This window comes from Catellatospora sp. NPDC049133, from assembly GCF_040648455.1.
Classification (GTDB): domain Bacteria; phylum Actinomycetota; class Actinomycetes; order Mycobacteriales; family Micromonosporaceae; genus Catellatospora; species Catellatospora aurea.
The window spans coordinates 138,123-161,845 of sequence record NZ_JBEZDT010000016.1; the positions used below are offsets into that span (position 1 = coordinate 138,123).

A 23,723-nucleotide genomic window follows, 5' to 3' on the forward strand; every position below is an offset into this window, starting at 1 on the left:
AGTGAAGGAGAAGCCATGGAGGACGACCGCCTGCGAGGGTTCGGCACCGGCGCCGGACACCCCCGTCCCCGGCGCGGATCGGAGCTGGGCCACAAGAGCACCGTGGCCCTGCTGCTGGTAGCCGCCGCCGGCGGGCACCAGGTGAGGCTGCGGGACATCCCGCCGCGCGACAGGCACTACCTCAACTCCAAGGCGGGCGTCCTGGAGCAGATGGGCCTGGTCATGTGCGACTGGTCCGATGACGAATCGGACACGCTTCGCCCAGCTCACCGCTGCGCCTACACCCTGACCGAACTCGGCCGAACCGCGGCCGAACTGATCCGCGCCGCCGCGACCGCCTGAGTTCCGACCGCACTACCGCTGGTACGACCATTCCGCAGAATATTGTCCTGATTCATTAGCGATCTTGATGCGAGGTTATTGGAATGTCGCTGGATCCACCGCTTTCCAAGCTCCGGCTGCGCGCGCTGCGGGCGGCAGCCTCGGGACAACTGGCCCAGCGGCCGGACCGCCACGACGTCCTCCTCGACGGCGAGCGGCCCGACCGCGCGGACTGGCCGACCGGCATCCTGCTGCGCCAAAAGCTGGTGGCGCTCAGCCAGGAGACGCACGCCGTGCACGGGTGGCGGCTGTGGCGGCCCACCGTGGCCGGATCGGCCGCGCTCTCCGAACACGACGAGTTGCCGTCCATCACGCCACGCATGGCACGGCCGCCACGGCTCCAGATCTCCGACGCCGCTTACCAACTGGCCGAGCAGATGCTCGCCGACTCGCGCTTCGCCTGGCTCGGCAGGACGCCTCTGGCGCAGCTGGCCGAAGTGATGCAGCCGTACTGCAAGGCATGGGACATCAACGACGTCCACGACTGGATCCCGCGCGGGCTGGCTGCTCGCGGCGTGCCCGACACCCGCAACGACCTCGTGCCGCCCTTGAACCCCCTGGAATTCATGAAACACGCCATGTACGGCTCTGTCCCGTCCCGGCCACCGGCTCGTCCAGACCCCCGGCTGGCCAAGCTGCGCTACAGACGCCAACAACCATGACCACCATTGCCAAAGTGAGCGAGCCGCGCGCAGGCAGGTCCAGATGACTACTGACCTGGCTCAACTGGAGCGTGTTCACTCCCCCGTCGAGGCGATCGTCATGGCCGTCGACGCCCTGCCCGTGCTTCCCGCGCCCGCCGACGGCGACCGCTATGGCATCCGGCGGCTGACCGCCTCCTGGTTGGCCAGCCTGGGCTCGGATGACTCCCGCCGCGGGTACTTCGGCGACCTCTCGGATGCGCTGACGTGGTGCGACGAACACCACGTCGATCCGCTGACCGCCCGCTCGGCGGACTTCGTCGATTACAAGGCGGGGCTGAGCGGCCGGTACGCTCCTCGCTCGATCGCGCGCAGGCTCGCGGGCCTCTCCAGCTGGTACACGTACCTGCTGCTCAACGAGGCGGAGGGCGTACGCGCCAACCCGCTCGGGGCGGTGAGCCGACCCAAGGTCGACCGCGACGACAGCCCGACGATCGGCCTCGACCCGTACGAGGTCGTCGCGATCATCCACTGGGCCGACGTCGAGGCCGACGTGCGCCGGGCCAGCTACCAGGCCAACCCCACCCCGGGCCGCAAGGTGCGGTACCTGGCGGCGATGCGGGACCGGGCACTGGTCAGGGTGCTGGCCGGCATGGGCCTGCGCATCGGTTCGGTGCTCGCCCTGGACATCTCCTCGCTGTCTCGGCGCCAGGGAATGCGCACCATCCGCTACATCGGCAAGGGCAAACGCCGACGTGAGCGCCCCCTGAATCTCAGCGCCCACGACCCGCTGGACCAGTACCTGGAACTGCGCGCCACCGAGGAGGGCGTGCCCGTCGCCCGGCTGACCGGGCCGCTGCTGGCCACCAGCGGCCGCGACGGCCGACCCGGCCAGATGGACGAGGCCGCGGCGTTCCGGCTGATCCGCCGCCTGGCCCACTACGCCGGGCTGCCCCACGCCGACAAGATCTCCCCGCACTCGCTGCGGCACGCCTTCGCCACCAACGCCCTCGACGACGGAGCGAGCCTGCGCGAAGTCCAGGACGCGATGGACCACACCAACGCCGACACGACCCGGGGCTACGACCGGCGGCGGCGCAACCTGGCAACCGACCCCTCGCTGCGCATGGACCGGCTCTACGCCCCGACCGACGGCGAGGAACACGACCGGCCCGTCGCCGTCGGCGCACACGCCACCAGCACCGACCCCTGACACGACCGAGCGAACTCCCCCGCGCTGCCGACCCACGACCACACCGACAAGGAGCGCCCTGATGACGCACATCCCGCCACCGCTGCCCGACACGTTCGAGACCGCACACGCCCGCCGGATGGGAGACGCCCACACCGCCGGAGACGACGCCGAGCTCGGCCGGGCGCGGCGACACCTCGTCGCCGAGGCATCCACGACCCCCGAGGAGGCCGCAATGTTCGACGCGGCCATCGCGGCCGCGCTACTGGGCAAGGAGCTCACCGAAGCCGTCGCCGCCGGGGATCGTGCGAGGGCGGATGCCCTCACAGCACGCCTGCGCTCGGAGGAGTTCGAGCCGGAGATCGTGCAGAACCTGCTGATGGCCATGCACCTGCAGGTGGGCCGCCAGCAGGGGTGGCTGCCCGAGCAGGACTACGACCAGCTGGCGCGCTTCACCCAAGGCATGGGGCCGGACGTCGCCGAGATCCTGCGGCAGATCGGCCGCGGCCGGCCGTAGCCCGCAGGAAGGACCCTCGGCAGCCCCGGCGTCGCACACCGCCGGGCCCGCCGTGACCGGCAGCTCCGGTCTGTTGCCGGCCGAAATCCAGGAAGGCTCGGCTCGCCGGCCTCGTACGCTACCCCGGTGAAACTCGGCACCCTCCTCGAATCCGCCCAGGAACACGCCCAGGAAGCCTTCCACGACAAGGCCCGAGGCCGCGTCGGCGCCGCCGCCCTGCACCTCGGGGTGATGCTGGAGCACCTGGCCAAGGCATACCTGGTCAGCCTGCACCCGGCGTGCATCGTCGACGGTAAGACGTTCGACAATCTGCTCGCCGTGTGCGGGCACGCCAAGCACATCAAGACCGGCCACCGCGTCCGGACGATCACCCTGGAACAGGCGCTGACCAGGTTCGCCCAGATCGACCCGTCGTTCCAGATCACGCCCGAGCTGAAGCTGGTCATCAACGCCCGTGACGGATCGGCCCACGCCGGGGAACGCCCCGAAGACCTCGACGCGATCTTCCAGGCCGCCATGAAGGCCACGCAGAAGCTACTCAAGGCGCTCGACCACGACGAGGCGACGTTCTGGGGCGGCTACGCAGACACGGTGAGTGCGATCCTGACCCACCACACCGACGCCGTACGGGCCGACGTCCATCTGCGCATCGCCGAGGCCGCACGGTCCTACGACGAACGCTTCGGGGCCATGACCCCCGAGCAGCTCACCGCAGTCCAGGCTGCCGCCGCGATGATGACGTCGACGGCCGACGCCGACAGCTCCGCCAAGGCCGACTGCCCCGCTTGCTACAACGTCGGGCTGCTCACCGGGCACACTGACATGCACTGGGAACCCGACTACGACTACGACGCCGACACCGGACGCGACGAGTTCACCGGCGTGTACGGCCAGCTGATCCTGATCCCCGCCGAGTTCCGGTGCCTGTTCTGCCAGCTGCTGCTGGACAGTGATGCAGAGCTGGCCGTGGTCGGCCTGGACGCCCCGCGCGAGCTTCGCAACGCCACCGCCGACGACTACCGCGATTTCTACAACGAGGAGTGGTGAGCCGACACGGCCGCCGTGGGCCAGACCGCCCCTAGAGCCCGGCTCGCTGGCGGGGCACCCGGCGCGGTCGTCGGCGTGCTGCCCGAGCACTGCTCACCACTGGCCGCCGATTCCGCAGAATCGGCGGCCAGGCATGCCGGTGGTCGAGCTCCCGCACGCAGCTTGATCTCCTGGCGGATCCGCCAGGGTCAGGTTCGGGTCTTCCGACCAGGGAGCACAAGGCGTGCCGCCAGGCTCGCCAGGTACACCAACAGCACCGTGACGCCGGCGAAGAACCCCGCCACCAGACAGGGGATGTCTTGATCGAACTCCTCCGGGCCGCTGGCCATCTTCATCACCGGCAAGACGACCCCGACGACGCTGCCGAACACCAGCACGAGCAGCCCGAGCAGCAGACCCTTCGGCTTTACCACCGCGGCGTGGTTGGCGGCGAGCCGGTCGCGCTCGGCGTGGACGTCCTCCCTGCGCTGGATCGCGCGGTCCCTTTCGCTGCTGAGCGAGTGAAGTTTCGCTTGGAGGGAGGCGTCCCGGACCGCATTGACGGTGGCCACGCCCTCCTCGGGGGCGTCCGTCCACTCACGTAGCGACTGCTGGCCTGACGGCGTGCCGCCCGACTCGCGGTTACGATGCTCTGCGCGGATGTACCGGTAGTCAACCGTCTGGTCGTACACGGCCGACCAGACCGCAGCCGACAAGTCATCCCTGATGCCGGCCCTGGCCATCAATGGAAGCCGAATGAACCCTGATTCCATGCGGTTCTTCCAGAAGTCCGGCCCCTGCCCCTCGTCGGGAAGTGCTTCCTCCAGCTCCTTCCTGGTCCGCCGGATCAGGTCGATCACGGAGGTGAAGTGCGGCTGGAGCTCTGCGTCCGAGCTGATGCAGTGCTGCTCGCTGATCATGCGGATGGTGCGCAGCTCGGTGCGTGGCTCTGTGACGTCGTGAATCAGCGATTCCATCGCCACGGAGTGCAGGAGCATCCGGTGCAGCTCGAACCGGGCGAGGTCAGACACCGCCTCGGCGTAGCGCCGATCCGCGACGGCCAGCCGTTCCTCGGCGTCGGCGAGCAGGCTCGCGGCGCCCTGCTGCTCGGCGTCCAGGCCGATGTATCGGGAGACGAGGAGACCGCCGACGATCGCGACCATCCCGGCGGAGGCGCCGGTCATGGCCGACAACAGGTCCATGGGGTTTGCGGGCACGGGGAACACCATAGGAGCCACCCGCAAAGACCCGGCCGGCCGTGGCTCAGCCGGTCAGTCCTGCTCGTCAGCCCGGACAGCGTGCCGTGGGTACGCGTACGGCACGGATGGTTTGCCCGCCAGCCGATCGGCGACGAACTGGAACTCCGCGACGGGCAGCACACCGCACGCGCGCTGCGGGCCCGCCCAGGCCAGCCAGACATCCGGTAACGCACCGGCGGGCAACCCGGTAGCGGCCGTGAGCTGGTCGACCGTCGCACCGATGAATGTGGCACGGTGCAGCATCTCGCCCAGCCCTCGACGCACCTCGGCGGCTAACGCCGCGGTGATGGCCAGCTCCTCCAGCTCGCTGGACAGCCCAGGGCCTTCGAGGAGCTGCCACAGATGCTCGCGTCCGGCGCCGGGTGGCTGCTCGGCCCAGCGGCGGGCCAGGCCGGCGCGTGGCATCTGCGCAGCGTCGGCCAGTGTGGGGAAGCGGTTCACGAGCACCTCCGGCGAGTACCGAGCGCGGCCGTATCGGGCCGGTGTCCGCATACGCAGAACCAAACAGTATGAGGCAGCGGGCGTTGGCCCGCATCTCGAAGCCGAACCCAAGCCGCGCCGACGGGAGGCACCGAGCTGCTCACGGCACGTCGGCGGCTTCGGTCCACTCCCAGCGCACGGTCAGCACCCGCGCGCCACGGTAGGTGGGCACCACCCACGGTGGTACGCCGAGACGACGGGCGAAAGCAGCGACGTGCTCGCCGATGTCGAGCCCGCGGTGCATGGTGATCAGGGTGAGCGAGCGGGGAATGCCGCGGACCATGTGCAGATCGTGGCACCACCGCGGCTTGCGCGGAAGCACCCAGACGCGGGCTGTGGATAACCGTCGAAGGCGCCGGGCAACGGCGCGCCGGTCGGGTGACGACACCGCCGTGAGCAGGCACCCAACGACCTCCAACCCCGCAGATGCTCTGGACTCGGGCGTCCCGTGAGAGTGCCACCGGCGCACGCGCCTCCACCGCCTCGCGGGCGATCGACGTATGGTGATCGGATGACGATCTCTGGCGATGACACCGACCAGCTCGACGATCACCAGGGCATGGCCATCGACCTGGCCGATGCGTTCGCCGAGCACGACCAGGCGGCGCTGGCCGCTCTGGACACGGCTGCCCGTGCTGCCCAGCACGCCGCGCGGACCACGCTCTACGAGTACGTGGACTCGATGTGGGAGAACGCGAAGAGGGCCGGGCTAAATCCGGCCACCATGCCGGAGTGGAGCGTCGTGGCCGGCCTGCGGGACCTGACCTCCGCTCTCATGGACCAGGCGTTCCAGGCCCAGGTTGCCGCCGGCGAGGACGAGTAGCCCACGGCGGCGCCACCCGGGGCGGCCTAGCCGCCGCGTCGGCCAGGCCATGATCAGGCCGTGCCGACGCGGCGCCCAGTTGCCGCCCTGCGCCACAATCGGCCAGTGGACAGTGAAGACGACCGCCGTTGGCAGAGAACCGCAGCCATAGCTGGAGGGGTGGTTGGCGGCCTGGCCGGGACGGCGATCGAGCCCGCACTGGGTGCCCCGGCCGCGGTGTTCGGCGCGGTGCTCGCGGAGAAGCTGATCGAGGATCAGGTGGACCGGATCCGCAGGTTCCTGGCCAGCACCCGCGCCGAGAACGGCATGACCACCGACGAGCTCGAAGACGTCCTGACCAACGACGACGCAAAGCGCGGACTGCTGGCCCACGTGCTCACAGTGGCGAGCGGGTCTCGCGCGGACATCAAGGTCACGCTGCTCGCCAAAGTCTTCGCCCGCGCCGTGGCCAGTCCCGATGGAACCGTCGTAGACCGCGCCGCCCTGGCGATCGACACCGTGGCTCAGCTGGACGCCCCTCACATCGAGGTGCTGTCGACGATGGCCAGCCAGCTGGATGAACCCGGCGGTGTCACCGCGTGGGACGAACACCAGCTCACCCAGGCCAACCCCGGCCACAAGGGTGTGCAGCGGCCCCTCCTGCGCCGCCTGGAGAGCCTGGGACTGATCGAGGACCAGGTGACTGGGCTCGGAGGTGAGGACACTCGGCACCTGTCCAGATGGGTGTTCACCTCCTTCGGCGCCGAGATCGTCGTCTTTCTACGGGGCAAATCACTCGAATTCGAAGGACCGACCGCGGGCGAAACAGCTGAGAGGGGAGAAAGGGAGCCGTCATCGTGGCGATGACGGCTGGTAGCCCTATGCGTTGTCATCGTCGCGATGACCTTCCGCCGGTCCTGCCGCCGATCGCCTATGCGCGCGGCGCTGTTGCGCAGCCGCATGAACCTGGTGCGGAATATCCAGGTACTCGCGCCACAGCAACAGCACTTCGTCGGCGAGGGCAGGGTCGGAGGCCGCGACAATCTGTGCAGCCTGCTCCATCTGGTAGGGGAAGCCTTCGAGATGGGACTGACCGTGGAAAAAGCTGAGATCGCGCGACAGCCCCTGCCCCGACGCATCGGGAAGGGCCGCCAGGAGACGGGCGCACAGCTCTTGCAGCCGCGGCCCGTGGTCGTGCGCCCAATGTCTGCGGGCCCGGGTGGCCGCGTGCGCGTCCCGTTCCTGCTCGATGCGCTGATCGAGGTCCAAGCCCTCGCGGTCGGCGCACAGCCGCAGGTATCGCCGCTCGGCTGCTTGCCGTGACTCGACCCCAACGGCCTGGGCGATGTCATTCCAGGGAATACCGCTGTCTCGGGCGGCCCGGATCAGCGCTGCCTCCAGGCCGGCCAGTGCCGCCACAGCAGATCTGCGCAGCACGAGCGCAGCCAGTGCATCCTGCCCGGATAGTCCTTCGGCGCTGAAACGGGCCTGGTTGTGAGCCGCGACGACCAGCGACGCGTCCAAGGCTGCGCCCTCACTGCATGTGGGATCGACCCGGCCGGCCAGGACGGCGCGCGCATCGGCGGGGGTCAGCGGTGGGCGTGGCATGGCCGTCATCGTCGCGATGACATTTTCAGAAGTCAATTGGCGGACCGGCCGGTATTGGTTGGGCAAGGCGGCAGGCTCGCCGTCGGCCGCGCCTCGGCACTGGGGGCCCGGAGGCAAAACCCGGGTTCAGCCGCCGAAAAGCTGTCCGCCTGCGGTGATCAGCTGCTGGATGAGCTGTGCGCCGTCGCTGACCGTCACCGCTCCGCCGAGCGCGTCCATGGCCTTGGTGACTGCCTTGGCCAACCGTCCACGATCAGGCGCCGCCGGTTCTCCTTCGCTGCGGATCTCGGCGAGCGGGCTACTGAACCGTCAGAGATGCCGCAGGACGCTGACGACCTTGCCGAGGATCTGCGCATGGTCGGCAGGGATGACCGGGTAGGCCGGGTTCCTCGGGAGGAGTTGTGCACGGCCGGCTTGGCGTCGATACACCTTCACTGTCGCCTCGTCGTCGACCAGGGCCGCGACGATGTCGCCGCTGTCGGCCGTCGGCTGTTGACGCACGACCACGAGGTCGCCGTCGCAGATGGCGGCCTCGATCATCGAGTCGCCTTTCACGCGCAGCGCGAACAGCGTGCCTTGGCCAACCAGCGATCGAGGCAGGTCCAGCACCACGTCATGATGCTGCTCGGCCAGCATCGGTAGGCCCGCCGCGATCGTGCCGAGGACGGGCACTCGCGCGGCGGCTGCTGGCCGGCCGCTGCCGCTCTGTACCGTGACTGCTCGCGGCCAGCGCGCATCGCGTCGTAGAAGTCCCCGGTCCTGCAGCACCTTGAGGTGGTGTGCGGCGGACGAGGGCGAGGCCAGCCCGACGGCGGCTGCGATCTCACGAACCGTCGGTGGGTAACCGTGCAGCTGGACCCACTCGGTGATCGCCGCCAGGATGCGTTGCTGGCGCTGGGTGAGGTGCGGCTGGGGATCGTCGGCCGTCATGCAGGAACAATACATGATCATTCGATCGTGTGTGCTAAACGACTTGGCGGCGTCGAGGTGGCCATGAGAACCATGTGCACGGTCACCGTCTGGCATCGCTGCCGCGGGTCGCGCGATCACGCCGGGCGGATCACCCGCTAGCGAGGGGTGAGCGTGTCGTTGTCTGGCGACGCCCGGCCTGCCATGATCTACCCGGGGGTGGACGATGGGACGCGGCCGTCGAACGGCACAGGTGGCGAAGGCGAAGACTGAATCAGGAACCGGCGCGGTCCCGAGTCAGAAGGTCGCAGACCGCCAGCCGCAGTGGAGGCGCTTTGCCAGGCCGCGGCTGGATACGGTGGTCGGGATGCCGGACGCGGTGTCGGACCAGGCCAGGCAGCACCTGGACGAGCTGATGGATTCGCTGATCGACGCCCACCGCGTCCTGGCGCGCGTGTCCGGGCACCTGGTCGAACCGCCCCCCGGAGGTCCGGTGTTCGACCCAGAGAGCACCCGAGCTCTGGTGAAGCGGATGGCTGAGGCCATCGAGGCGCACGTGGAGCTTCTCGACGCTGCGATCGCCGTGATCGAGACGGGGCAGCCGCTGGCGGTGAAGTACGCCAGCGGTGCGACATGGGGCGGCCCGCTGACGCCCGAGAACGTTCTTCTACTCGCTGATCATGCAGCTGCCGGAGCCGAGGCGATGCCATTCGCGCGGGGCTATGCCGACGTCGCGACTGCTGAAGCCACCGACCGCACGTGCCGCAGGGGAAATGGCAGTTGTCAGGGCATCAGGGTGCGTCTTGTTGACGGTACGCGGGCTGCGGCGTGCTGGGCTCACCTCAACGCGGAGGAGAAGGCAGCGGTCAAGGCCGAGCGTGAGGCTGCGATGGTTTTGCCGTGCCCCACGTGTGGCGCCGAATCGGGTGCTGAGTGCGTCGATACGGCCACCGGGCGGACCACCACCATCCACAATGATCGGCTCAGGCCCGATGCTTATTCTCCGGCGGCGGGGCGGCCGACCAGGCCGGTCCGTATGTACGGCGTTGCGGCGACCGTCGAGGACCGTTTTCGGTAATCGCGCTGCGGTGTCAATGACCTGGTCTGCTCAGGGACCGGAGTCTCAACCCAGGCCGAGTCGCTGGCGGCAGCGCCTGTTGGTACGAGGAGATCGAGCACCACCAGGACTCGGTGACCTGTCTGGCGGCGCTGGCCCACGTCATGCAGGCGTCGGTCGACGAGGTCGCAGACGGCCCGGTGCAGCTGGAGAACACCGGATACCTCATGTGGACCGACGAGCACCGGCACCTGACCTGGCAGGGATAGCGTCACGACACCATGCCCGGCACGTCGCTGACGTCGACCTCGCCGCGGCACGGCTGCCCACCCCGCTTGGCCGGCAGCAGGCACCGAGCGCAGTAAATGTTGTCCACGTGGATCTCTACCGGCCCGTCGTAAACGCCGGTCCGCCGAACCTCGGCCGCAGTCTCATCGTCCACCGGGATCTGCACGGCCACGGCCACCCACTGGTGTCCCTGCGGGTCGGCGGCGGCCGCGTCGTCCACCGGGTCCATCTATACCTCCGCTGCCGGTCAGTGATCGAGGTAGCGAGCGTACGGCCCGTCCACGCCTAACGTCTCTGCCCGACCGTTCCGGTCAGCGCCTCGGGCACGTCGGGCGTGCGGCCGGCGCTCCAACTGCCCGCAACCACGCCATCGGAGTTGGCGGCTACGCCTACACGACGATCCACCGTGTCGGCGTAGCCGTCGGCGCGGGGACGGGATTCCCCGGAATGCTGGCCACCTTCGCTGCTCAGTCGCGTGACATCCCCAACAGGCGCCCGATGTCCACGCCGACAGTCCGGTGGTTGAGGCCGGTCTGCTCGACGAGCTCGCGGACCTGTTCGACGTCGACCTTGCTCAGGGCGTCCAGCACGGCTCCTCGGAACCGGTTGTAGCGGCGGGTGACCTGGTCCATGTCCACCTCGGCGCCTCGCCGCACCGCACCAAGGATGGCGTTGACCTTGCGGCCCCAGCTGACCAGCTCGGCGCGTTCCAACCTGGTGAGCGTGCCCGGCACGGCCTCCTCTCCTGCGAAGACCTGGTTGAAGACGGTGTGGGGCAGGCGCTGGTGGTAGTCGACTTCACCGGGCCGGCGGAAGGCCCACACCGTGAGGCTGTCGGGGATGCGGCGGTGGCCGTCGTCGACGAGGACGGCGCCGAGGGGCAGGTCGTACGCCAGCACGATGGCGGCCGCGATCCGGGGACGGTCGTCGGACATCAGGTCGCTCTGGGCGATCGTGCCCTGCACGTGCCCCACCCATCCGCGAGGGGTGATGATCGGGTCGAGGGTCGCCCCGGGCAGGATGCCGCGCTTGCCCGCGATCTGTGCCATCCAGGTGTGCCGGATGGCCTCACACAGCTGCACGTATTCCTCGCGCCTGAGGTCACGCTCGGCGGCCTCGCCTCTGTCCATCTTTGGATTCAACTGCATCGAATGATGTTAGGTCGGAGGGCTGACGGTGCCTGCCCGACCGTGGGCGCCGCCCGAACGGGGGTAGCACGTGTGCGGGAGGCGGCGTATGTTCGATGTCGCGGCGCGGACGCGTCGCACAAGGCCAAGGCCCGCAGCGCTTCCCCCGTGGCGATGCGGGCCTTACCTGTTGTGGTTGGCGTCCGTGTGGGACATAGAATGCGAGCTCTGGGCGTATGCGCGCGCCAGTCCATACCCGGGGTCTCCACGCGGCCCGTCGGCGGTGGGCGAAGGGCCTCGGGCCAGGCGCACCGGGCTATCCGGCGCCGAAGGCTACCGCGCACCCGGACCAGGTGACTCGATGCTGGTGTGGATACCTCCTGTTCGTCCTTCTCTTGCGGCGAAGGGGCGTGGGCTTCGCCGGGAGAGGTGAACAGTGGCCAAGTCCCGCCTGCCCAAATCCGCCATCCGGGCCCGGATGGCCGCCACAGGCGAGTCCTACCAGCAGGCCTCGACCGCGCTGCTGCGCCAGGTGCCCAGCAGCTGGATCCAGCCGCCGCCTTGCGACGTCGACTGCGTCGGACGGTGCGAGTCCGTGTTCCTGGCCAATGATCGAGCCGGGCGTGACGGGGGGTCGATGACCGCCTGCGCCGCCTGCCCGGGAGTCGTGTGCTTCGAGTGCGGGCGACAGCCCGTCAAGGCTCCGATGGAGCGCTGCGGCACCTGCGCTGCCGAGGTGGAACGGGCTTCCGTGGATGCCAGGCTCGCGGCGCGCTGTGCCGGTCGGGTGTGCATCTCAAGCGCGCGAGCCGGCACCAGCGACGCCGACTCGGCTGCGCTGACCTGCGAGACCTGCGGCGATCCGATCTGCCTGTTCTGCCAGCATCGCCCGGCACCTGACCGGTGGCAGTCGTGCACGGAGTGCGTGATCGATCACGGCTGGAGCGAAGACCTCGAAGCCCGTGAGGTCCGCGACGCGCTGCACTACCTCGCTGGTCTCATCGTGCACCGCGGCGGGGGCAGCTACCGGGCGGTCTACGCGAGGCTCGGCGCGTGGGCCGGGGCCCGGCTCGGCGAGGCCGGGCTGGAGCAACTGGAGCGGTGCCTGCGGCAGGCCGAGGACTGGGCGGGCCGCCTCGCTCCTGACCAACGCAAGTAGCGGCTGGTGCGCCGGGTGCCCCGTCCGGCGGGAGTGGGCACCCGGCGCGGCTCAGGCCCGGCCGTGCAGCAGCGCCCGGCTGAGCGTGCAACAGCAGGTCCCCGAGGTGTAGCAGGCCCGGCCGTGCGCGTCGGTCCAGGCGGGACGCCGCTGCGGCGTCGCTGTGCGGGCCGTGTTGTGGGGGTCGTGGACGACGAGGCCGTCGGCGACGGTCGCGCGCACGCCGACGGCCGGGATGTCGCCGGGGGCGATGTCCTCGATGCTGGCGTCGAGCACGACCAGGTCCGCGGCCTGGCCGGGGGCAAGGGTGCCCTTCCAGGTGTCGGCCCGGTCCTGCCACGCCGGGGTCGAGGTGTAGGTCTGCAACGCCTCTTGCAGGGTCAGGCGCTGGTCCGGGCCGGACACCGACCCGAGGCTGCCCTTGCGCAGGACCATCTGCATGACGCCGATGCGCCAGTCCGGCGTGGTGACGGGCCCGTCCGAGCCGGTCGACACCCGCACACCGGCGTCGACGGCGGTGCGGTATGGCCAGTGGTAGTCGGTGCGCTGCGGCCCGAGCAGCGGTTCGAGCGCCCTGTCGATCAGCCACTTGATCTGCGAGTTCATGTTGACGCCGATGTCGTGGCGGGCCATGGTCCGCAGCGTCTGGGCCGGGGCCAGGTCGCCGTGGATGACGTAGTGGCGCGGGTCGCGGCGGCGGTCGTGGCGCATCGCCGCCAGGTAGGCAGCTACGACCGCATCGACCGTGGCGTCACCGGTGGCGTGGGTGCCGATCTGCAGGCCGGCCCGGTGTGCCATGGCGATCATGGCGCGGAGGTTGGCGACCTGCGCGGCCTCGGTGGTGCCGGCGATGGTGAGCGCCCCGTTGGTGCCGTCGGTGTACGGCTCGTGCAGCCACGCAGTCCTCGCTGCAGTCGGCACCCCGTCGCCGAAAATCTTGACCCCGGCGACGCGGAAGGAGCGGGGATTGTCGCCCTGCAGCGGCCAGCTGGCGGCGATGGCTTCGCGCATCGTGTCGGGCGAGTCGCCCGCGTGCAGCAGGGCGGTGACCCGCAGCGGCAGGGACCCGGCGTCGGTGAGGTCGCGGTAGAGGCGGGCCAGGTCCGGGGTGATGCCGGGGTCGGTGATACTCGTGACCCCCTGCGCGGTCAGCACTGCGGCGGCGGTCGTGATCGCCTGGGTGAGCTCGGCGCGGGTGTAGGCCGGAACTACTGCTTGCAGCAGGTCCTGGGCGCCTTCGCGCAGCACCCCCGTGGGCTCGCCGTGCTCGTCGCGTTCGATGACGCCGCCACCTGGCGCGATGGTGTCGCGGCCGATGCCCGCCAGCTGCAGCGCACGGGTGTTGGCCACGCAGGCGTGCAGCGTGAAGTCCACGAGCACGGCCGGCCGGTCTCCGCAGACGGGGTCGAGGTCGTGGCGCGTGGGTGCCCTGGGCAGATCGATCTCAGACCAGCCGCGCCCGCGGATCCAGCTGCCGGACGGGATTGCGGCCGCGGCCGCCGCGACCTTCGCGACCAATGCCGCGATCGTGGGCGCGGCGACCTCGACGCTCAGCGGCGGGAACGTCAGGCCCCATGAGGCGAGGTGGACGTGGCTGTCGTTGATGCCCGGCAGGATAGTCCCGCCCTGGGCATCCATCACGGCAGTGCGCCTACCACAGAGGTGGCGCAGGTCGCGGTCGCCTCCGATCGCGGCGATGCGGCCGTTGCGCACGGCCACGGCCTCGGCGCGGCGCCGGTGCGGGGAGTCCATGGGAAGGACCCGGCCGCCGTAGATGATCAGGTCGGCTGGTCCGCTCGTGTGGTCGGGCGCTGCCCATGCCCCGCTGGGAGCCAATACCGGCAGTGCTGCGAACGCTGCGGACCCAGCGCGTAGAAGGTGCCGCCGACTGACTGTCGCCGTCATATGTGAACCCCCGTGGGTGACCGGTCCGATTCCGTGGAATGTCCACACACGGCAAGAGCGCTCCGGGTCGGACAAGCCCGAAGCGCTCTTGATGCCAGCGGGTGCCTTCGCCTCTGCTTCTAGCCGGCCGGCGAAGGCACCCGCTCCCCCCGTGACCAAGCGTTGTTGGGGAGCGCTTGGTGTGACTCCTGCATCCTCATCCAGCCCTGAAACTATGTCAAGACGTAGGAGGAGTTTATGTCATGACGTAGTGTCTCGGCGGATCGGTCGCGGTCACCGTTCGAGGTAAAAGGATGCTACATACTTTTCTGGCTTTGTGGGGGGCTCGAATTCGGACAGGTCTGCGTCTTGTGCATGTTGAGGAATGTCCTAAACTCCGAGTTACGCATTGCCGCAAACCGATGTGGAACGATGACCGCACGACGCGGGCGAACCTTGGGGGCATCGTGGAGCAGAGCATCAAGCCGGACGGGCGCAGTGGCCGTCGGCGCATCCAGCACGGCCCCGACCGCCGGATGCTCGCCGTCGTCGATCCGACGCCGCCGGGTGAGGGTTTCCTACCGGGCGAGTTGGAGCCGTTGCGCCCCGAGGGCCGGACCGCGAGCGGGCCGGTCACCGACGAGGAGGCGCTGGGCACCGCGCGCCGCCTGGAACGGCTTCGCGCCGCGGCGCTCGGATCCGAGCCGGACCTTCCCGCCGAGTTGCCGAGCTGGTTGGCGACCAGTGAGAAGACGGTGTTGGCGTTCGATCCGCGGCTCAAAGCACTGGCCGAGGCGCACTTCCTCCTGGAGGGCACGAACTTCGCCCGCGGTGTCTCCGGGCTGCTGCACGACCTGGTGGCGCAGCCGCCCCGCGATCCGGCGTGGGTGCGAGCTCACCATGAGGCACAGGTGGACAGGACGGCCGGAGCGGAGCGGCGCCGCGCCAGCGCTGATGGCGACTCCATCGAAGCCAAGCGCCGCGCGTTGGCTGCGCTGCGGGTCAAGCAGCAGCGTCTTGAGCGTGAGCTTGAGGAGCTGGGAGCGGACACCGCAATCGGGTGACTTGCTCGTGAGTGAATTCGCGATGAGATCACGATCTGGAATCTTCGCGCCCGGACCGGTGATCGACGGCCGTGGGCCTGGCACGATGTGTGCTCATGGCATCGCAGATCCCCTATGTCGAGGCTGGGCTACACCGTCTTGGCCCTGAGACCTACACCTACCTGCAGCCGTCCGGCTCATGGGGGTTGAGCAACTGCGGTGTCATAGCCAGCGACGGTGCGGCGCTGCTCGTGGACACCCTCTTCACGCTTCCGCTGACGCAGCGCATGCTCGCTGCGGTGGCCGCCCAGCTGCCCGCGGCGCGGATCTCCACCGTGGTGAACACTCACGCGAACGGCGATCACTGCTGGGGCAACCAGCTGCTGCCCGGCGCTGAGATCATCAGTTCCCAAGCCACCCACGACGGCATGGAACGCGAAATCCCGCCGGCGGCCATGGCTGCGATGACCCGCGACACCGAGCCGGACTCACCCATGGGCGCGTACATGCGCCAGTTCTTCGGCGACTTCGACTTCTCCGGAATCCAGCTAACGAAGGCGACGCGGACGTTCAGCGGCACGACTCGGCTGAGCGTCGGTGCTCGGGAAGTCGAGCTGATCGAGGTCGGTCCGGCGCACACCGATGGCGATGTCATCGTGCACGTGCCAGACAGCGGCATCGTCTACGCAGGCGACATCCTGTTCATCGGAGATCACCCGGTCATATGGGAAGAAGGCTCCGTCGACGGCTGGATCGCGGCGTGCGACCGGATCCTCGCGACGGGCGCCGACACGATCGTGCCCGGTCACGGGCCGGTCACCGACGCTGAGGGTGTGCGCGACTTCCGCGAGTATCTCGAGTACGTAAGCGCATTCGCCCGGCGGCAGTTCTCACGCGGCACTCCGTACTGGGTCGCCGCCGCAGGGATGGACATCGAGCTAACGGACTTCGCCGCGTGGGGGCATCCGGAGCGCCTGGTCGTGACGATCGGCAGCATCTACCAGTCGCTCGGCGCGACCGTCGAAGGCGGGCGGGCTGAGATGCTGGACCGGATGGTCCGCCTCCACCAGGAGCGTACGAAGCCCTAGGCCCGGGGCGGGGCCTGCAATGAGGCCAGCACGGCGGGGTCGTCGGTCGTGGGCACCAGGCACACCAGCCGCAGGTCCTCCTCCCCCATCGGCATCAGTGCCCGGATCTCGACCTCGACAGGTTCCTGCCGGAAGGGCAGGAACATCCACCGCCGGTCGCCGTCCGGGTGGTGGTAGACCATGGGGTCGTTCTCCCACAGGTGCCTGAACAGAGCGCTGACTTCCATGGCCTCGGTGATCAGCTCCTGCAGCCGAGGCGTGCCCGGCCACTTGGCGTTCGCCGCGCGCATCTGGGCCAGCATGAGCGGTGCCCACACCTGCCGGTAGTCGACGAGCTGGTACTGGGACTCGGGATAGGCCCACAGCCATCGCATGATGTTGCGTTCGTACGCGAAGTGGGGCAGCCACTTTTCGGTCACCTCGTTGTGGACGAGCACATCCCAGCTGCGGTCCGAGATCCATGTGGGCCAGCGCTGCTCGTGGACGATGCGTTTCATGGTCGGCGAAACCGACGTCCGTGCCACCTCGTCCAGGGGCGCCGGCTCGCGGCCCACGGCTAGAAGGTAGAGCATCCGGCGCTCGTCAGGGTTGAGCCGCAGCGCGTACGCCACGCGGTCCAGGAAGTCCGGTGAGTAGTCGGGACCGAGGTCCCCGCGTTCGAGCTTTCCGTACCACGGGGCAGACACGCCCACGAGGGCGGCCATGAGGTCCTGGCTGACGACCTTTCGCGGCTTGCGCCCCCTGGCGTTCAGGCCCGGAATGCTGGCAGGATCGAGTCGCTCCCGCCAGGTCGTCAGAAAGTGGTGCAGCTCGGCACTGGGCTTGAGCAGGTCGGTGTCGAACTGCTCGCCGCGGGAATGCTCAGTGACTTGCGCCGTGCCGCCCATCAGGCTTGCCTCCCAGGCACCTGTCGGCGGCCTCAGTAGCGCTCCCGGCGGCCGCCGAGACGTACGAAAGTCGACCGAGGGCCCCGGTCGAAATGCGAGGGAACTCGCAAGGGGCTGTCGGCCCCTTGCGCCCCCGTCGAGTTCCGCCGAAGATCCTTCCGGGATCGACGATCCCGGCTGGACTTCTCTGCACAATTGTGTAGAACCCGCAATTGGTCTTACACTTTTGTGTAGCCCCGGACGTTGAGAGCATAGACCTTGATCCCCAAAACGCAACCCTGCGGAGCGGACCGCTTACCGCTTTCGGCGCGCGCCGGGCGATCGCAGGCAAGCCGTGCACAAAGGACAGAGACCCATGTCATCTGATCGGTCCACCGCAGAACAACTCCGCTTCACCGCGCGGTTCAACCATCTACGGCAGACCCTTCGCCCGGCCGGCCAGGATCGGCCATTGTCGGCCAGACAGGTCTCTGACGGTGTGAGGGACGTCACTGGGGTCAAGCTGTCGGAGTCGATCATCGCGTACTACATCCGGGGCGAGCGCATCCCCGGCCTGGACACGGCGGCCCTGCTGGCCCGGTTCTTCGGCGTGAGCGCAGGCTACTTCACCGACGACGACGTCTCGGCTGTCGACAAGGATCTGGAGGGAGTGGCCTTCCTTCGCCAGCTGAAGGAGGCCAGCGTCTCCAGCGCCGCCGGGCGGCTGGGCAACCTGTCGGCGGCGGATCTGCATACCCTGGAGAGCATCATCGGCGCCGAGGTGCGCCGGCGCAACGGCGAGCAGGGAGAGCCGGTGCAATGACGTTCGTGTCAGATGCCGATGCCGTCTACGGTCCCGCCTGTCTGCGTGGCTGGTCGCTGGACCGCGCGTGGTGGACGGTTTCGACCGGCGGTGTGGCCAGTCCACGCCGGACCCGGCGCCGCTGCAAGGAGCTGATCAGGGACTTCGACGTGCCCCGGCCCTTCGACCTGGAGCTTTTCCGGCAGGAGCTGGAGCGCAAGCGCGGCAGGAGGATCGTCTTCGTCCCGGTGGAAACGGGCGCCCGCTGCCCCTGCGGGCTGTGGCTGGCGACGGCCGACACCGACTACGTCTTCGTCGAGCGCGCCACTTCCCCGCTGCACATGACGCACATCGCGTTGCACGAGATCGGGCACATCCTGTTCGGGCACCAGGGCATCTCGCCGTATTCGGCGGAATTCTTGGCGAAGGCCCTGCCGACGCTGGACCCATCGGCGGTCATCCGGCTGCTTGGCCGTACCGCCTACTCCGGACGGCAGGAGGAGGAGGCCGAGACCCTGGCGACCGTCGTGGGAGAGCGCGGCCGGATCACCGACATCGCCCACCGCCCCATCCTCGTCGGGTCGGACACGGCCAGGATGCTGGAGCGGCTGGTCGCGGGCCTGGCCGAGGCCCGCGACGACTGAATCCGCTAGCTGTTGAGGTACGCGGGTCCCAGCCGGTCGGGGTCGTACCCGTGGGGATAGCTGCGCACCGGCCCGTCCGGGTGGAACGACGGCTCGGTACGCGGCGGCCGTCGCCGAGCTCGTGCAGCACGCGCCGACAGCAGCAGCCGAACCGTGGCCTTGGCCGCCATGCTCGGCTCGGGCACGCCCAGCGCTTCGCGCAGCGGCGGGTCGAGCAGCGCGTCGACGAGCCGGCGGGCCACCGGGCGCGCAGCCGGAGGAAACCGGTCGACCAGCATCCCGCGTGCCGCTCGCAGCAGTGCGGCAGCCTGCGCGCTGGGCCGCAGGTGCTCAACCTCGAACGAGTCCAGCCAGCTCTCGACATCGTCGTAGGAGGCCGGGATGTTCTGCACCCCCATCCTGCGGCCGAGTTCGGCGTAGAAGTCGAAGGTCCCCTGGCGCTCCTGTGCGTTCAATGGCCGCGGCCCCCACCTGGCGATCCACCGGGTGGGGACGACCATCAGGCTGGCCAGCGCGTACAGGTAGTCCTCGGGCGAGATGGGGAGGCGGTGGTGCATCGCGTTGAGTCGGCGTAGCACCTTTTCGGAGGTAGGGTGCTCGAATCCGTGATAGATCAGCAGGTACATGATCAGCCCGGTGTCGTCGGAGCGGCGCTGGGTGTGCCGCACGATCTCGCCGGTCTGGTGCAGCACCGCGGCGATCGCCGGAATGCCCCACGTCCGATACAGGGCCAGGTTCATGCCGATCTTGACGTCCTCGGGCATGTCGAACAGCGCGAGTCGACGGTAGGCCGCGTGCGGCGGCTGCTGCTCACGCACCCGCGGTCACCTTCGCAGCTGGGGCGTCCGCCGCCAGGTAGTGGCCGGCCACCGCGGACCACCAGCGGGTCTCCGGCCCCAGGGTCGGCGGGTCGGACAGCCACCGGCCGATGGCGTCGCCGCCCAGGTGCGGATCGGCCGTGGTGGGAGGCTCCGCCTCCGGCCGATGAGCAGCCAGCGCGGCACGCAGCAGCGCAGCCTCGACGTAGGCGTCGGCCGACATGTCCTTCAGGCCGGCTGCCTGCGCCTCGGCACGCGCCGACGCCGCGACCGTCGGGTCGAACCACGCGCGCAGCATGAGCCGCACGTCACGCAGCTCGACGACACGCCGGTACACCAGGGTCTTGAGCCGAGCCGGATGCAGCGCACGCCGTGGGTTCTTGGGCCCTTCGTTGCGGCGCAGCACCAGGCCTTGGAACGGGTCGACCAGCTCGGTCCACAGAGGGTGGATGCGCTGATAGGCGCTCCAGCGTTCGCGGTACTCGGTGAACCAGCCCATCGCGCACAGTGAGAAGCCGACCAGGTAGCACAGGCTTGCGCCTACGGCGCCGAGCGGAGCCCACGTGTTGAGCGCGACAAGGTCCGGGCCGGACTGCCGTATCACCACGTAGACGATTTTCGGGACGACGTACAGCAGCCCGAGCGCTGAGCCGACTCCGATGAATGCGAGCCCGCGCTGCATGAAGGGACGGTCCCTCAGCTGGCGGCTCCAGGTCCAGCAGTATCCGGACAGCGCGATCAGGCCCGCGGCGAAGTAGAGCTGGAAAATGATCAGAAGCCACGGCACGTACGGCGCGGCCGCGTACATCTGGTCGAACCCGGTGGACCCTTCGGCGTCGACGACGTCGACCGGGGCGAGCACGAACAGGACCGCCATCACGGCGACCGCCAGGACGTAGCCCGCGGTCCAATACCAGATGCGGCGCACCAGGTACTCCCGGCCGCGGACCACCGCCATGAGGAACGCGACGATGCCATAGGCGAACGTCATGACGCCGCAGTAGACGACCAGCACGCCGAGATTAGGCACGCCGACCAGGTCGTTGAACCAGTGGTAGTTGCGGGGTGCCGCCGTCCAGTACGAGAACCCGGGAATGCCGATGGCCGCGATCAAGAAGCCTCGCTGCAGTGTCGGCTCCTTGAACTGGGTGATCAGCATCCGCAGTGTGACCAGCCACGTGATCACAGCGATGACGGGATACACAGCGTCTTCGGTCTCGCCCATTCTGGCCCCTCCCCGTTCATTGAGACGGCACAGCTTGCCATGTGCGCTGTAGCTCTCGCTAGGCCTGCACCGTCGGCGAGGCGGTTGCCGACCGGCCCGTGATGCTGACCTGCCCGGCAATTCCTGTACTGAGACTTCAGGAAGTCCCAGTTTGAAGTCCCACTTTCTAGCTTTCGAATCTTGATGGAGGCAGTCTGTTGCCAGCCGTAGCGGCTGAAGCCTGTGCGCTCCAACGGAAGCGCTGTTCTGTGTGCGAGCCGAGCTACTGGCAGTCGTATCGCACGGGGGCGTAACCGCAGGAGGAGCAGTTGAGTAAGCGTTCGGTATTCGTCGTGGGCGGCAGTCGGGGCATCGGCCTGGCGATCGCCAACACCTTCGCCGCATCCGGCGACAAGGTCGCCGTCACCTACAAATCCAGCGAACCGCCCACCGGCCTGTTCGGTGTCGCGTGCGACGTGACCAGCGAGCAGTCCGTAGAGGATGCGTTCGCCGCCGTCGAAGCCGAGCAGGGCCAGGTCGAGGTCCTGGTCTATTGCGCCGGCATCACGCGAGACCGGCTCACCATCAGGATGAGCGAGGCGGACTGGACGGAAGTCCTCGACACCAACCTCAAGGGCGCCTTCTTCGCCACGCGCAAGGCCATACGCCGAATGATGATCGCCAAGAAGGGCCGCATCGTCCTGGTGTCCTCGGTGGTCGGCCTGCGTGGTGAACTCGGCCAGACCAACTACGCCGCCTCCAAGGCAGCCCTGGTCGGCCTCGGACGCTCGCTGGCGCGAGAGTGGGGCAAGAGCGGCGTCACGACGAACATCGTCCTGCCTGGCTTGACCAATACCTCCATGATCGAAACCATCCCGAAGCCGGAGCTGGACAAGCTGATCGAGCAGATCCCGATCCGGCGGGTCGCCGAGCCCGAGGAGGTCGCCGCAGCCGTGCATTTCCTGGCTTCTGACCTGGCAGCCTCCATCAACGGGGCCTGCCTCGCCGTTGACGGCGGCGCGGCGACAGGCCACTGACTTCGCTAAACCGAACGACCGCGCGCTGCAGGGGGAACAGGTGCACCCGGAACATGACGGCAGACGAATAGCTCTCACGGCTCGCCTGGCTATGCCCCGGCACCGCCGCACGACCGTTCGGTACCGCGAGGGTGCCGGGTGCCGCAGCCGTTCCCGGCATCGCGCGGTTCGGCCTGTGGTCGTGGCCACGTACTGGCCGGGCACCGAGGATCCGCTGCTGATCATCGACGTACCCGCCGAGTGCCCAGCCACCGTCCGGGCCGCCCCGGACTCCGCGCTCCCCGCAGAACTGGTCGCAGTAAGGCACCTGGCGGAGTTCGGCGTGTGGGCCGATGGGGAGGTCAGCGTTCCGAGCCTTAGCGCCATCACCGTCGAGCACGATTCGCACGGTGTGTCGGTCTACGCGTCCGGCACCTGCTGGGCACGCCGATCCGGCACGCCGGCGACGTGGGGGGAGCACGACACGGTCCTGGTCGGCGCAGCGAGCGGCCTTCCGCGACACCTCTCCGCAGATGCCTACGCCCAGCTGTTCACCGAGCTGCTGGAGGACGGCCGCGCCGTGATCGGCGAGGCGGATCTGCGCGTGGCCCAGCGGCCCCACCTCTACAGCGTCAGCTGATCGAAGCCGACCTGCCCGGCCGCGATCCACGGCCGGGCAGGTGCCTGTTGTCTCATGAAGGAGAGCAAGCAGTGAAAATTCCCCGACGAATACTTCTGGCACCCGCGGCGCTGGTGGTCGTGCTGGCCGCCGTGGGCTGCACCGGCTCGGCAATGACCCCCGACGCGTCACCCGGCGAGATCACCATCGGCTTCATCGCTCCACAGACCGGCCCCTACCAGGCCATCGGCACCGACATGCAGCGCGGATGGGACCTGTACCTGGACCAGCACGGCGGCAAGCTGGGCGGACACAGGGTGAAGGTGGTTCTGGCAGACGAGGGCGACGGCACGGCGGCAGCGCAGACGGCCGTCGAGAAACTGCTTAAGGCGGACAAGGTCGCCGCGATCGTCGGGACGGCCACCGCGCCGGCGGTCGGCACGGTGGCGCGACCGGCCACCGAGGCCAGGGTGCCTTTCGTCGGCGTCGGGGGGCGACCCTCCACCCTGTCGGACGTGAGCTTCGTGTGGCACACCAGCTTCCAGTCCGTCGACTACGGCCGAGCGGCCGGCCCGTATGTGGCCAAGTCGGTGAACGGGCCGGTGTACGTGATCGGGCCGGACTACCAGGGCGGCCACGACCAGCTCGCGGGGTTCGTGGACGCGTTCGTCGCGGCGGGCGGGAAACTGGCCAACCCCGACGGCAAGCCCACCTACACCCCTTGGCCAGCCACGGACAACTTCGCCCCCTGGCTGGCCAAGGTGAGAGACAGCGGCGCGGCCGCAGTCTATGCCTTCTACGCGGGAGCACCGGCGATTTCGTTCACCAAGCAGTACGCGCAGTTCGTCGGGAAGGGCATGCCGCTGTACGCGGCCGGTTTCCTGACCGAGGGCGCGGCGCTGACAGCCGAAGGAAGCGCCGCCGACGGCGTACTGACCGCCGCTAACTACGCCCCGGGCCTGAACAACCCGTCCAACCAGGCTTTCACCGCGGCCTTCGCGGCGAAGTACCCCTCAGCCGTGCCGAACGTGTACCACGTGACCTCCTACGACGCTGCCGCGCTGCTCGACCGCGCGATCGCGTCCGCCGGAGCTAACCCCACCCCCGAGGCGATCAACACGGCCATCGGCAAGCTCGGTCAGCTCGACAGCCCGCGCGGCCCGTGGCAGTTCGCATCGGCCACGCACACCCCGGTACAGCAGTGGTATCTGCGCGAGGTCAAGGCCGAAGGCACCAGCCGTTCGAACGTGGTCGTGGCGCAGCTCGGCCAGGTCGGCTGACGGCCGACGACAC

Annotated in this window: 28 protein-coding genes; 17 read left to right on the forward strand and 11 right to left on the reverse strand. The window is 69.0% G+C overall.

Going from position 1 to position 23,723, the window contains the following annotated elements:
• Positions 1–15: 15 nt before the first annotated feature.
• The 5 genes from AB0B35_RS19915 (at position 16) to AB0B35_RS19935 (ending at position 3,778) form a co-directional block, all read left to right on the forward strand.
• Positions 16–342, forward strand: a complete 327-nt coding sequence (locus tag AB0B35_RS19915; RefSeq protein ID WP_361047391.1) for a hypothetical protein — start codon at positions 16–18, stop codon at positions 340–342.
• Between the two features lie 83 nt (positions 343–425).
• On the forward strand, positions 426–1,043 hold the full coding sequence (locus AB0B35_RS19920; protein ID WP_361047394.1) for a hypothetical protein: 618 nt from the start codon (positions 426–428) through the stop codon (positions 1,041–1,043).
• A gap of 43 nt (positions 1,044–1,086) precedes the next feature.
• Positions 1,087–2,235, forward strand: a complete 1,149-nt coding sequence (locus AB0B35_RS19925; protein ID WP_361047396.1) for a tyrosine-type recombinase/integrase — start codon at positions 1,087–1,089, stop codon at positions 2,233–2,235.
• Between the two features lie 61 nt (positions 2,236–2,296).
• A complete protein-coding gene (locus AB0B35_RS19930; protein ID WP_361047398.1) occupies positions 2,297–2,731 on the forward strand; it encodes a hypothetical protein in 435 nt (144 codons plus the stop codon).
• A 126-nt stretch (positions 2,732–2,857) separates the two neighbouring features.
• Entirely contained in the window at positions 2,858–3,778 is a 921-nt protein-coding gene (locus AB0B35_RS19935; protein WP_361047400.1) for a hypothetical protein, read from the forward strand.
• A gap of 188 nt (positions 3,779–3,966) precedes the next feature.
• Here AB0B35_RS19935 and AB0B35_RS19940 read toward each other — a convergent pair whose 3' ends face one another.
• The 3 genes from AB0B35_RS19940 to AB0B35_RS19950 all read right to left on the reverse strand — a co-directional run bounded on the left by AB0B35_RS19940 (position 3,967) and on the right by AB0B35_RS19950 (position 5,779).
• Entirely contained in the window at positions 3,967–4,986 is a 1,020-nt protein-coding gene (locus AB0B35_RS19940) for a hypothetical protein (RefSeq protein WP_361047403.1), read from the reverse strand.
• A gap of 42 nt (positions 4,987–5,028) precedes the next feature.
• The gene (locus tag AB0B35_RS19945) at positions 5,029–5,457 is read right to left on the reverse strand and encodes a hypothetical protein (RefSeq protein WP_361047406.1); all 429 of its coding nucleotides are present in this window, start codon (positions 5,455–5,457) and stop codon (positions 5,029–5,031) included.
• A gap of 139 nt (positions 5,458–5,596) precedes the next feature.
• Complete coding sequence (locus AB0B35_RS19950; protein WP_361047409.1) at positions 5,597–5,779, reverse strand: hypothetical protein; 183 nt, start codon at positions 5,777–5,779, stop codon at positions 5,597–5,599.
• 228 nt (positions 5,780–6,007) lie between these two features.
• Here AB0B35_RS19950 and AB0B35_RS19955 point away from each other — a divergent pair, with 228 nt between their 5' ends.
• Both AB0B35_RS19955 and AB0B35_RS19960 read left to right on the forward strand, forming a co-directional pair.
• Positions 6,008–6,319, forward strand: a complete 312-nt coding sequence (locus tag AB0B35_RS19955; RefSeq protein ID WP_361047411.1) for a hypothetical protein — start codon at positions 6,008–6,010, stop codon at positions 6,317–6,319.
• Positions 6,320–6,424: 105 nt separating this feature from the next.
• Positions 6,425–7,165 (forward strand): hypothetical protein, encoded by a 741-nt coding sequence (locus tag AB0B35_RS19960; protein WP_361047414.1) that lies wholly within the window; start codon positions 6,425–6,427, stop codon positions 7,163–7,165.
• A 12-nt stretch (positions 7,166–7,177) separates the two neighbouring features.
• On the opposite strand, the gene AB0B35_RS19965 is transcribed toward AB0B35_RS19960, so the two are convergent.
• Both AB0B35_RS19965 and lexA read right to left on the reverse strand, forming a co-directional pair.
• Positions 7,178–7,972: a hypothetical protein gene (locus AB0B35_RS19965; RefSeq protein WP_361047416.1), complete on the reverse strand. Its 795-nt coding sequence runs from the start codon at positions 7,970–7,972 to the stop codon at positions 7,178–7,180.
• Between the two features lie 243 nt (positions 7,973–8,215).
• Positions 8,216–8,836: a transcriptional repressor LexA gene (lexA, locus tag AB0B35_RS19970; RefSeq protein ID WP_361047419.1), complete on the reverse strand. Its 621-nt coding sequence runs from the start codon at positions 8,834–8,836 to the stop codon at positions 8,216–8,218.
• 346 nt (positions 8,837–9,182) lie between these two features.
• On the opposite strand from lexA, the gene AB0B35_RS19975 reads away from it, so the two are divergent.
• A complete protein-coding gene (locus AB0B35_RS19975) occupies positions 9,183–9,893 on the forward strand; it encodes a hypothetical protein (protein WP_361047422.1) in 711 nt (236 codons plus the stop codon).
• A gap of 113 nt (positions 9,894–10,006) precedes the next feature.
• Positions 10,007–10,141 carry a hypothetical protein gene (locus AB0B35_RS19980; RefSeq protein WP_361047424.1) on the forward strand — a complete coding sequence of 45 codons (135 nt, stop codon included), beginning with the start codon at positions 10,007–10,009 and terminating at the stop codon, positions 10,139–10,141.
• Positions 10,142–10,143: 2 nt separating this feature from the next.
• On the opposite strand, the gene AB0B35_RS19985 is transcribed toward AB0B35_RS19980, so the two are convergent.
• Both AB0B35_RS19985 and AB0B35_RS19990 read right to left on the reverse strand, forming a co-directional pair.
• The gene (locus AB0B35_RS19985) at positions 10,144–10,389 is read right to left on the reverse strand and encodes a hypothetical protein (RefSeq protein ID WP_361047426.1); all 246 of its coding nucleotides are present in this window, start codon (positions 10,387–10,389) and stop codon (positions 10,144–10,146) included.
• 238 nt (positions 10,390–10,627) lie between these two features.
• A complete protein-coding gene (locus AB0B35_RS19990; RefSeq protein ID WP_361047429.1) occupies positions 10,628–11,290 on the reverse strand; it encodes a hypothetical protein in 663 nt (220 codons plus the stop codon).
• A gap of 433 nt (positions 11,291–11,723) precedes the next feature.
• Between AB0B35_RS19990 and AB0B35_RS19995 the strand changes: the two genes are divergently transcribed.
• Positions 11,724–12,446: a hypothetical protein gene (locus AB0B35_RS19995; protein ID WP_361047431.1), complete on the forward strand. Its 723-nt coding sequence runs from the start codon at positions 11,724–11,726 to the stop codon at positions 12,444–12,446.
• A gap of 51 nt (positions 12,447–12,497) precedes the next feature.
• Here AB0B35_RS19995 and AB0B35_RS20000 read toward each other — a convergent pair whose 3' ends face one another.
• Positions 12,498–14,198, reverse strand: coding sequence for an amidohydrolase (locus AB0B35_RS20000; protein ID WP_361047433.1), 1,701 nt, complete (start codon positions 14,196–14,198; stop codon positions 12,498–12,500).
• Between the two features lie 599 nt (positions 14,199–14,797).
• On the opposite strand from AB0B35_RS20000, the gene AB0B35_RS20005 reads away from it, so the two are divergent.
• Positions 14,798–15,394 (forward strand): hypothetical protein, encoded by a 597-nt coding sequence (locus AB0B35_RS20005; RefSeq protein WP_361047435.1) that lies wholly within the window; start codon positions 14,798–14,800, stop codon positions 15,392–15,394.
• Positions 15,395–15,489: 95 nt separating this feature from the next.
• Complete coding sequence (locus tag AB0B35_RS20010; RefSeq protein ID WP_361047438.1) at positions 15,490–16,461, forward strand: MBL fold metallo-hydrolase; 972 nt, start codon at positions 15,490–15,492, stop codon at positions 16,459–16,461.
• Here AB0B35_RS20010 and AB0B35_RS20015 read toward each other — a convergent pair.
• Positions 16,458–17,348, reverse strand: coding sequence for a hypothetical protein (locus AB0B35_RS20015; protein WP_361047441.1), 891 nt, complete (start codon positions 17,346–17,348; stop codon positions 16,458–16,460). The two genes, AB0B35_RS20010 and AB0B35_RS20015, sit on opposite strands and share 4 nt — an antisense overlap.
• A 478-nt stretch (positions 17,349–17,826) precedes the next feature.
• Here AB0B35_RS20015 and AB0B35_RS20020 point away from each other — a divergent pair, with 478 nt between their 5' ends.
• A complete protein-coding gene (locus tag AB0B35_RS20020) occupies positions 17,827–18,150 on the forward strand; it encodes a helix-turn-helix domain-containing protein (RefSeq protein ID WP_361047444.1) in 324 nt (107 codons plus the stop codon).
• 5 nt (positions 18,151–18,155) lie between these two features.
• Complete coding sequence (locus tag AB0B35_RS20025) at positions 18,156–18,773, forward strand: hypothetical protein (protein ID WP_361047446.1); 618 nt, start codon at positions 18,156–18,158, stop codon at positions 18,771–18,773.
• 5 nt (positions 18,774–18,778) lie between these two features.
• Here AB0B35_RS20025 and AB0B35_RS20030 read toward each other — a convergent pair whose 3' ends face one another.
• Together AB0B35_RS20030 and AB0B35_RS20035 are read right to left on the reverse strand one after the other, a co-directional pair.
• Positions 18,779–19,591: an oxygenase MpaB family protein gene (locus AB0B35_RS20030; protein ID WP_361047449.1), complete on the reverse strand. Its 813-nt coding sequence runs from the start codon at positions 19,589–19,591 to the stop codon at positions 18,779–18,781.
• Positions 19,584–20,816, reverse strand: coding sequence for an MAB_1171c family putative transporter (locus AB0B35_RS20035; RefSeq protein WP_361047452.1), 1,233 nt, complete (start codon positions 20,814–20,816; stop codon positions 19,584–19,586). The genes AB0B35_RS20030 and AB0B35_RS20035 overlap by 8 nt, the downstream gene beginning before the upstream one ends.
• A 308-nt stretch (positions 20,817–21,124) precedes the next feature.
• Between AB0B35_RS20035 and fabG the strand changes: the two genes are divergently transcribed.
• The 3 genes from fabG (at position 21,125) to AB0B35_RS20050 (ending at position 23,710) form a co-directional block, all read left to right on the forward strand.
• Positions 21,125–21,832 (forward strand): 3-oxoacyl-ACP reductase FabG, encoded by a 708-nt coding sequence (fabG, locus tag AB0B35_RS20040; RefSeq protein ID WP_361047454.1) that lies wholly within the window; start codon positions 21,125–21,127, stop codon positions 21,830–21,832.
• Positions 21,833–22,013: 181 nt separating this feature from the next.
• Positions 22,014–22,451, forward strand: a complete 438-nt coding sequence (locus AB0B35_RS20045; RefSeq protein WP_361047457.1) for a hypothetical protein — start codon at positions 22,014–22,016, stop codon at positions 22,449–22,451.
• A gap of 71 nt (positions 22,452–22,522) precedes the next feature.
• Positions 22,523–23,710: an ABC transporter substrate-binding protein gene (locus AB0B35_RS20050; protein ID WP_361047459.1), complete on the forward strand. Its 1,188-nt coding sequence runs from the start codon at positions 22,523–22,525 to the stop codon at positions 23,708–23,710.
• The last annotated feature ends 13 nt before the right edge of the window (positions 23,711–23,723 follow it).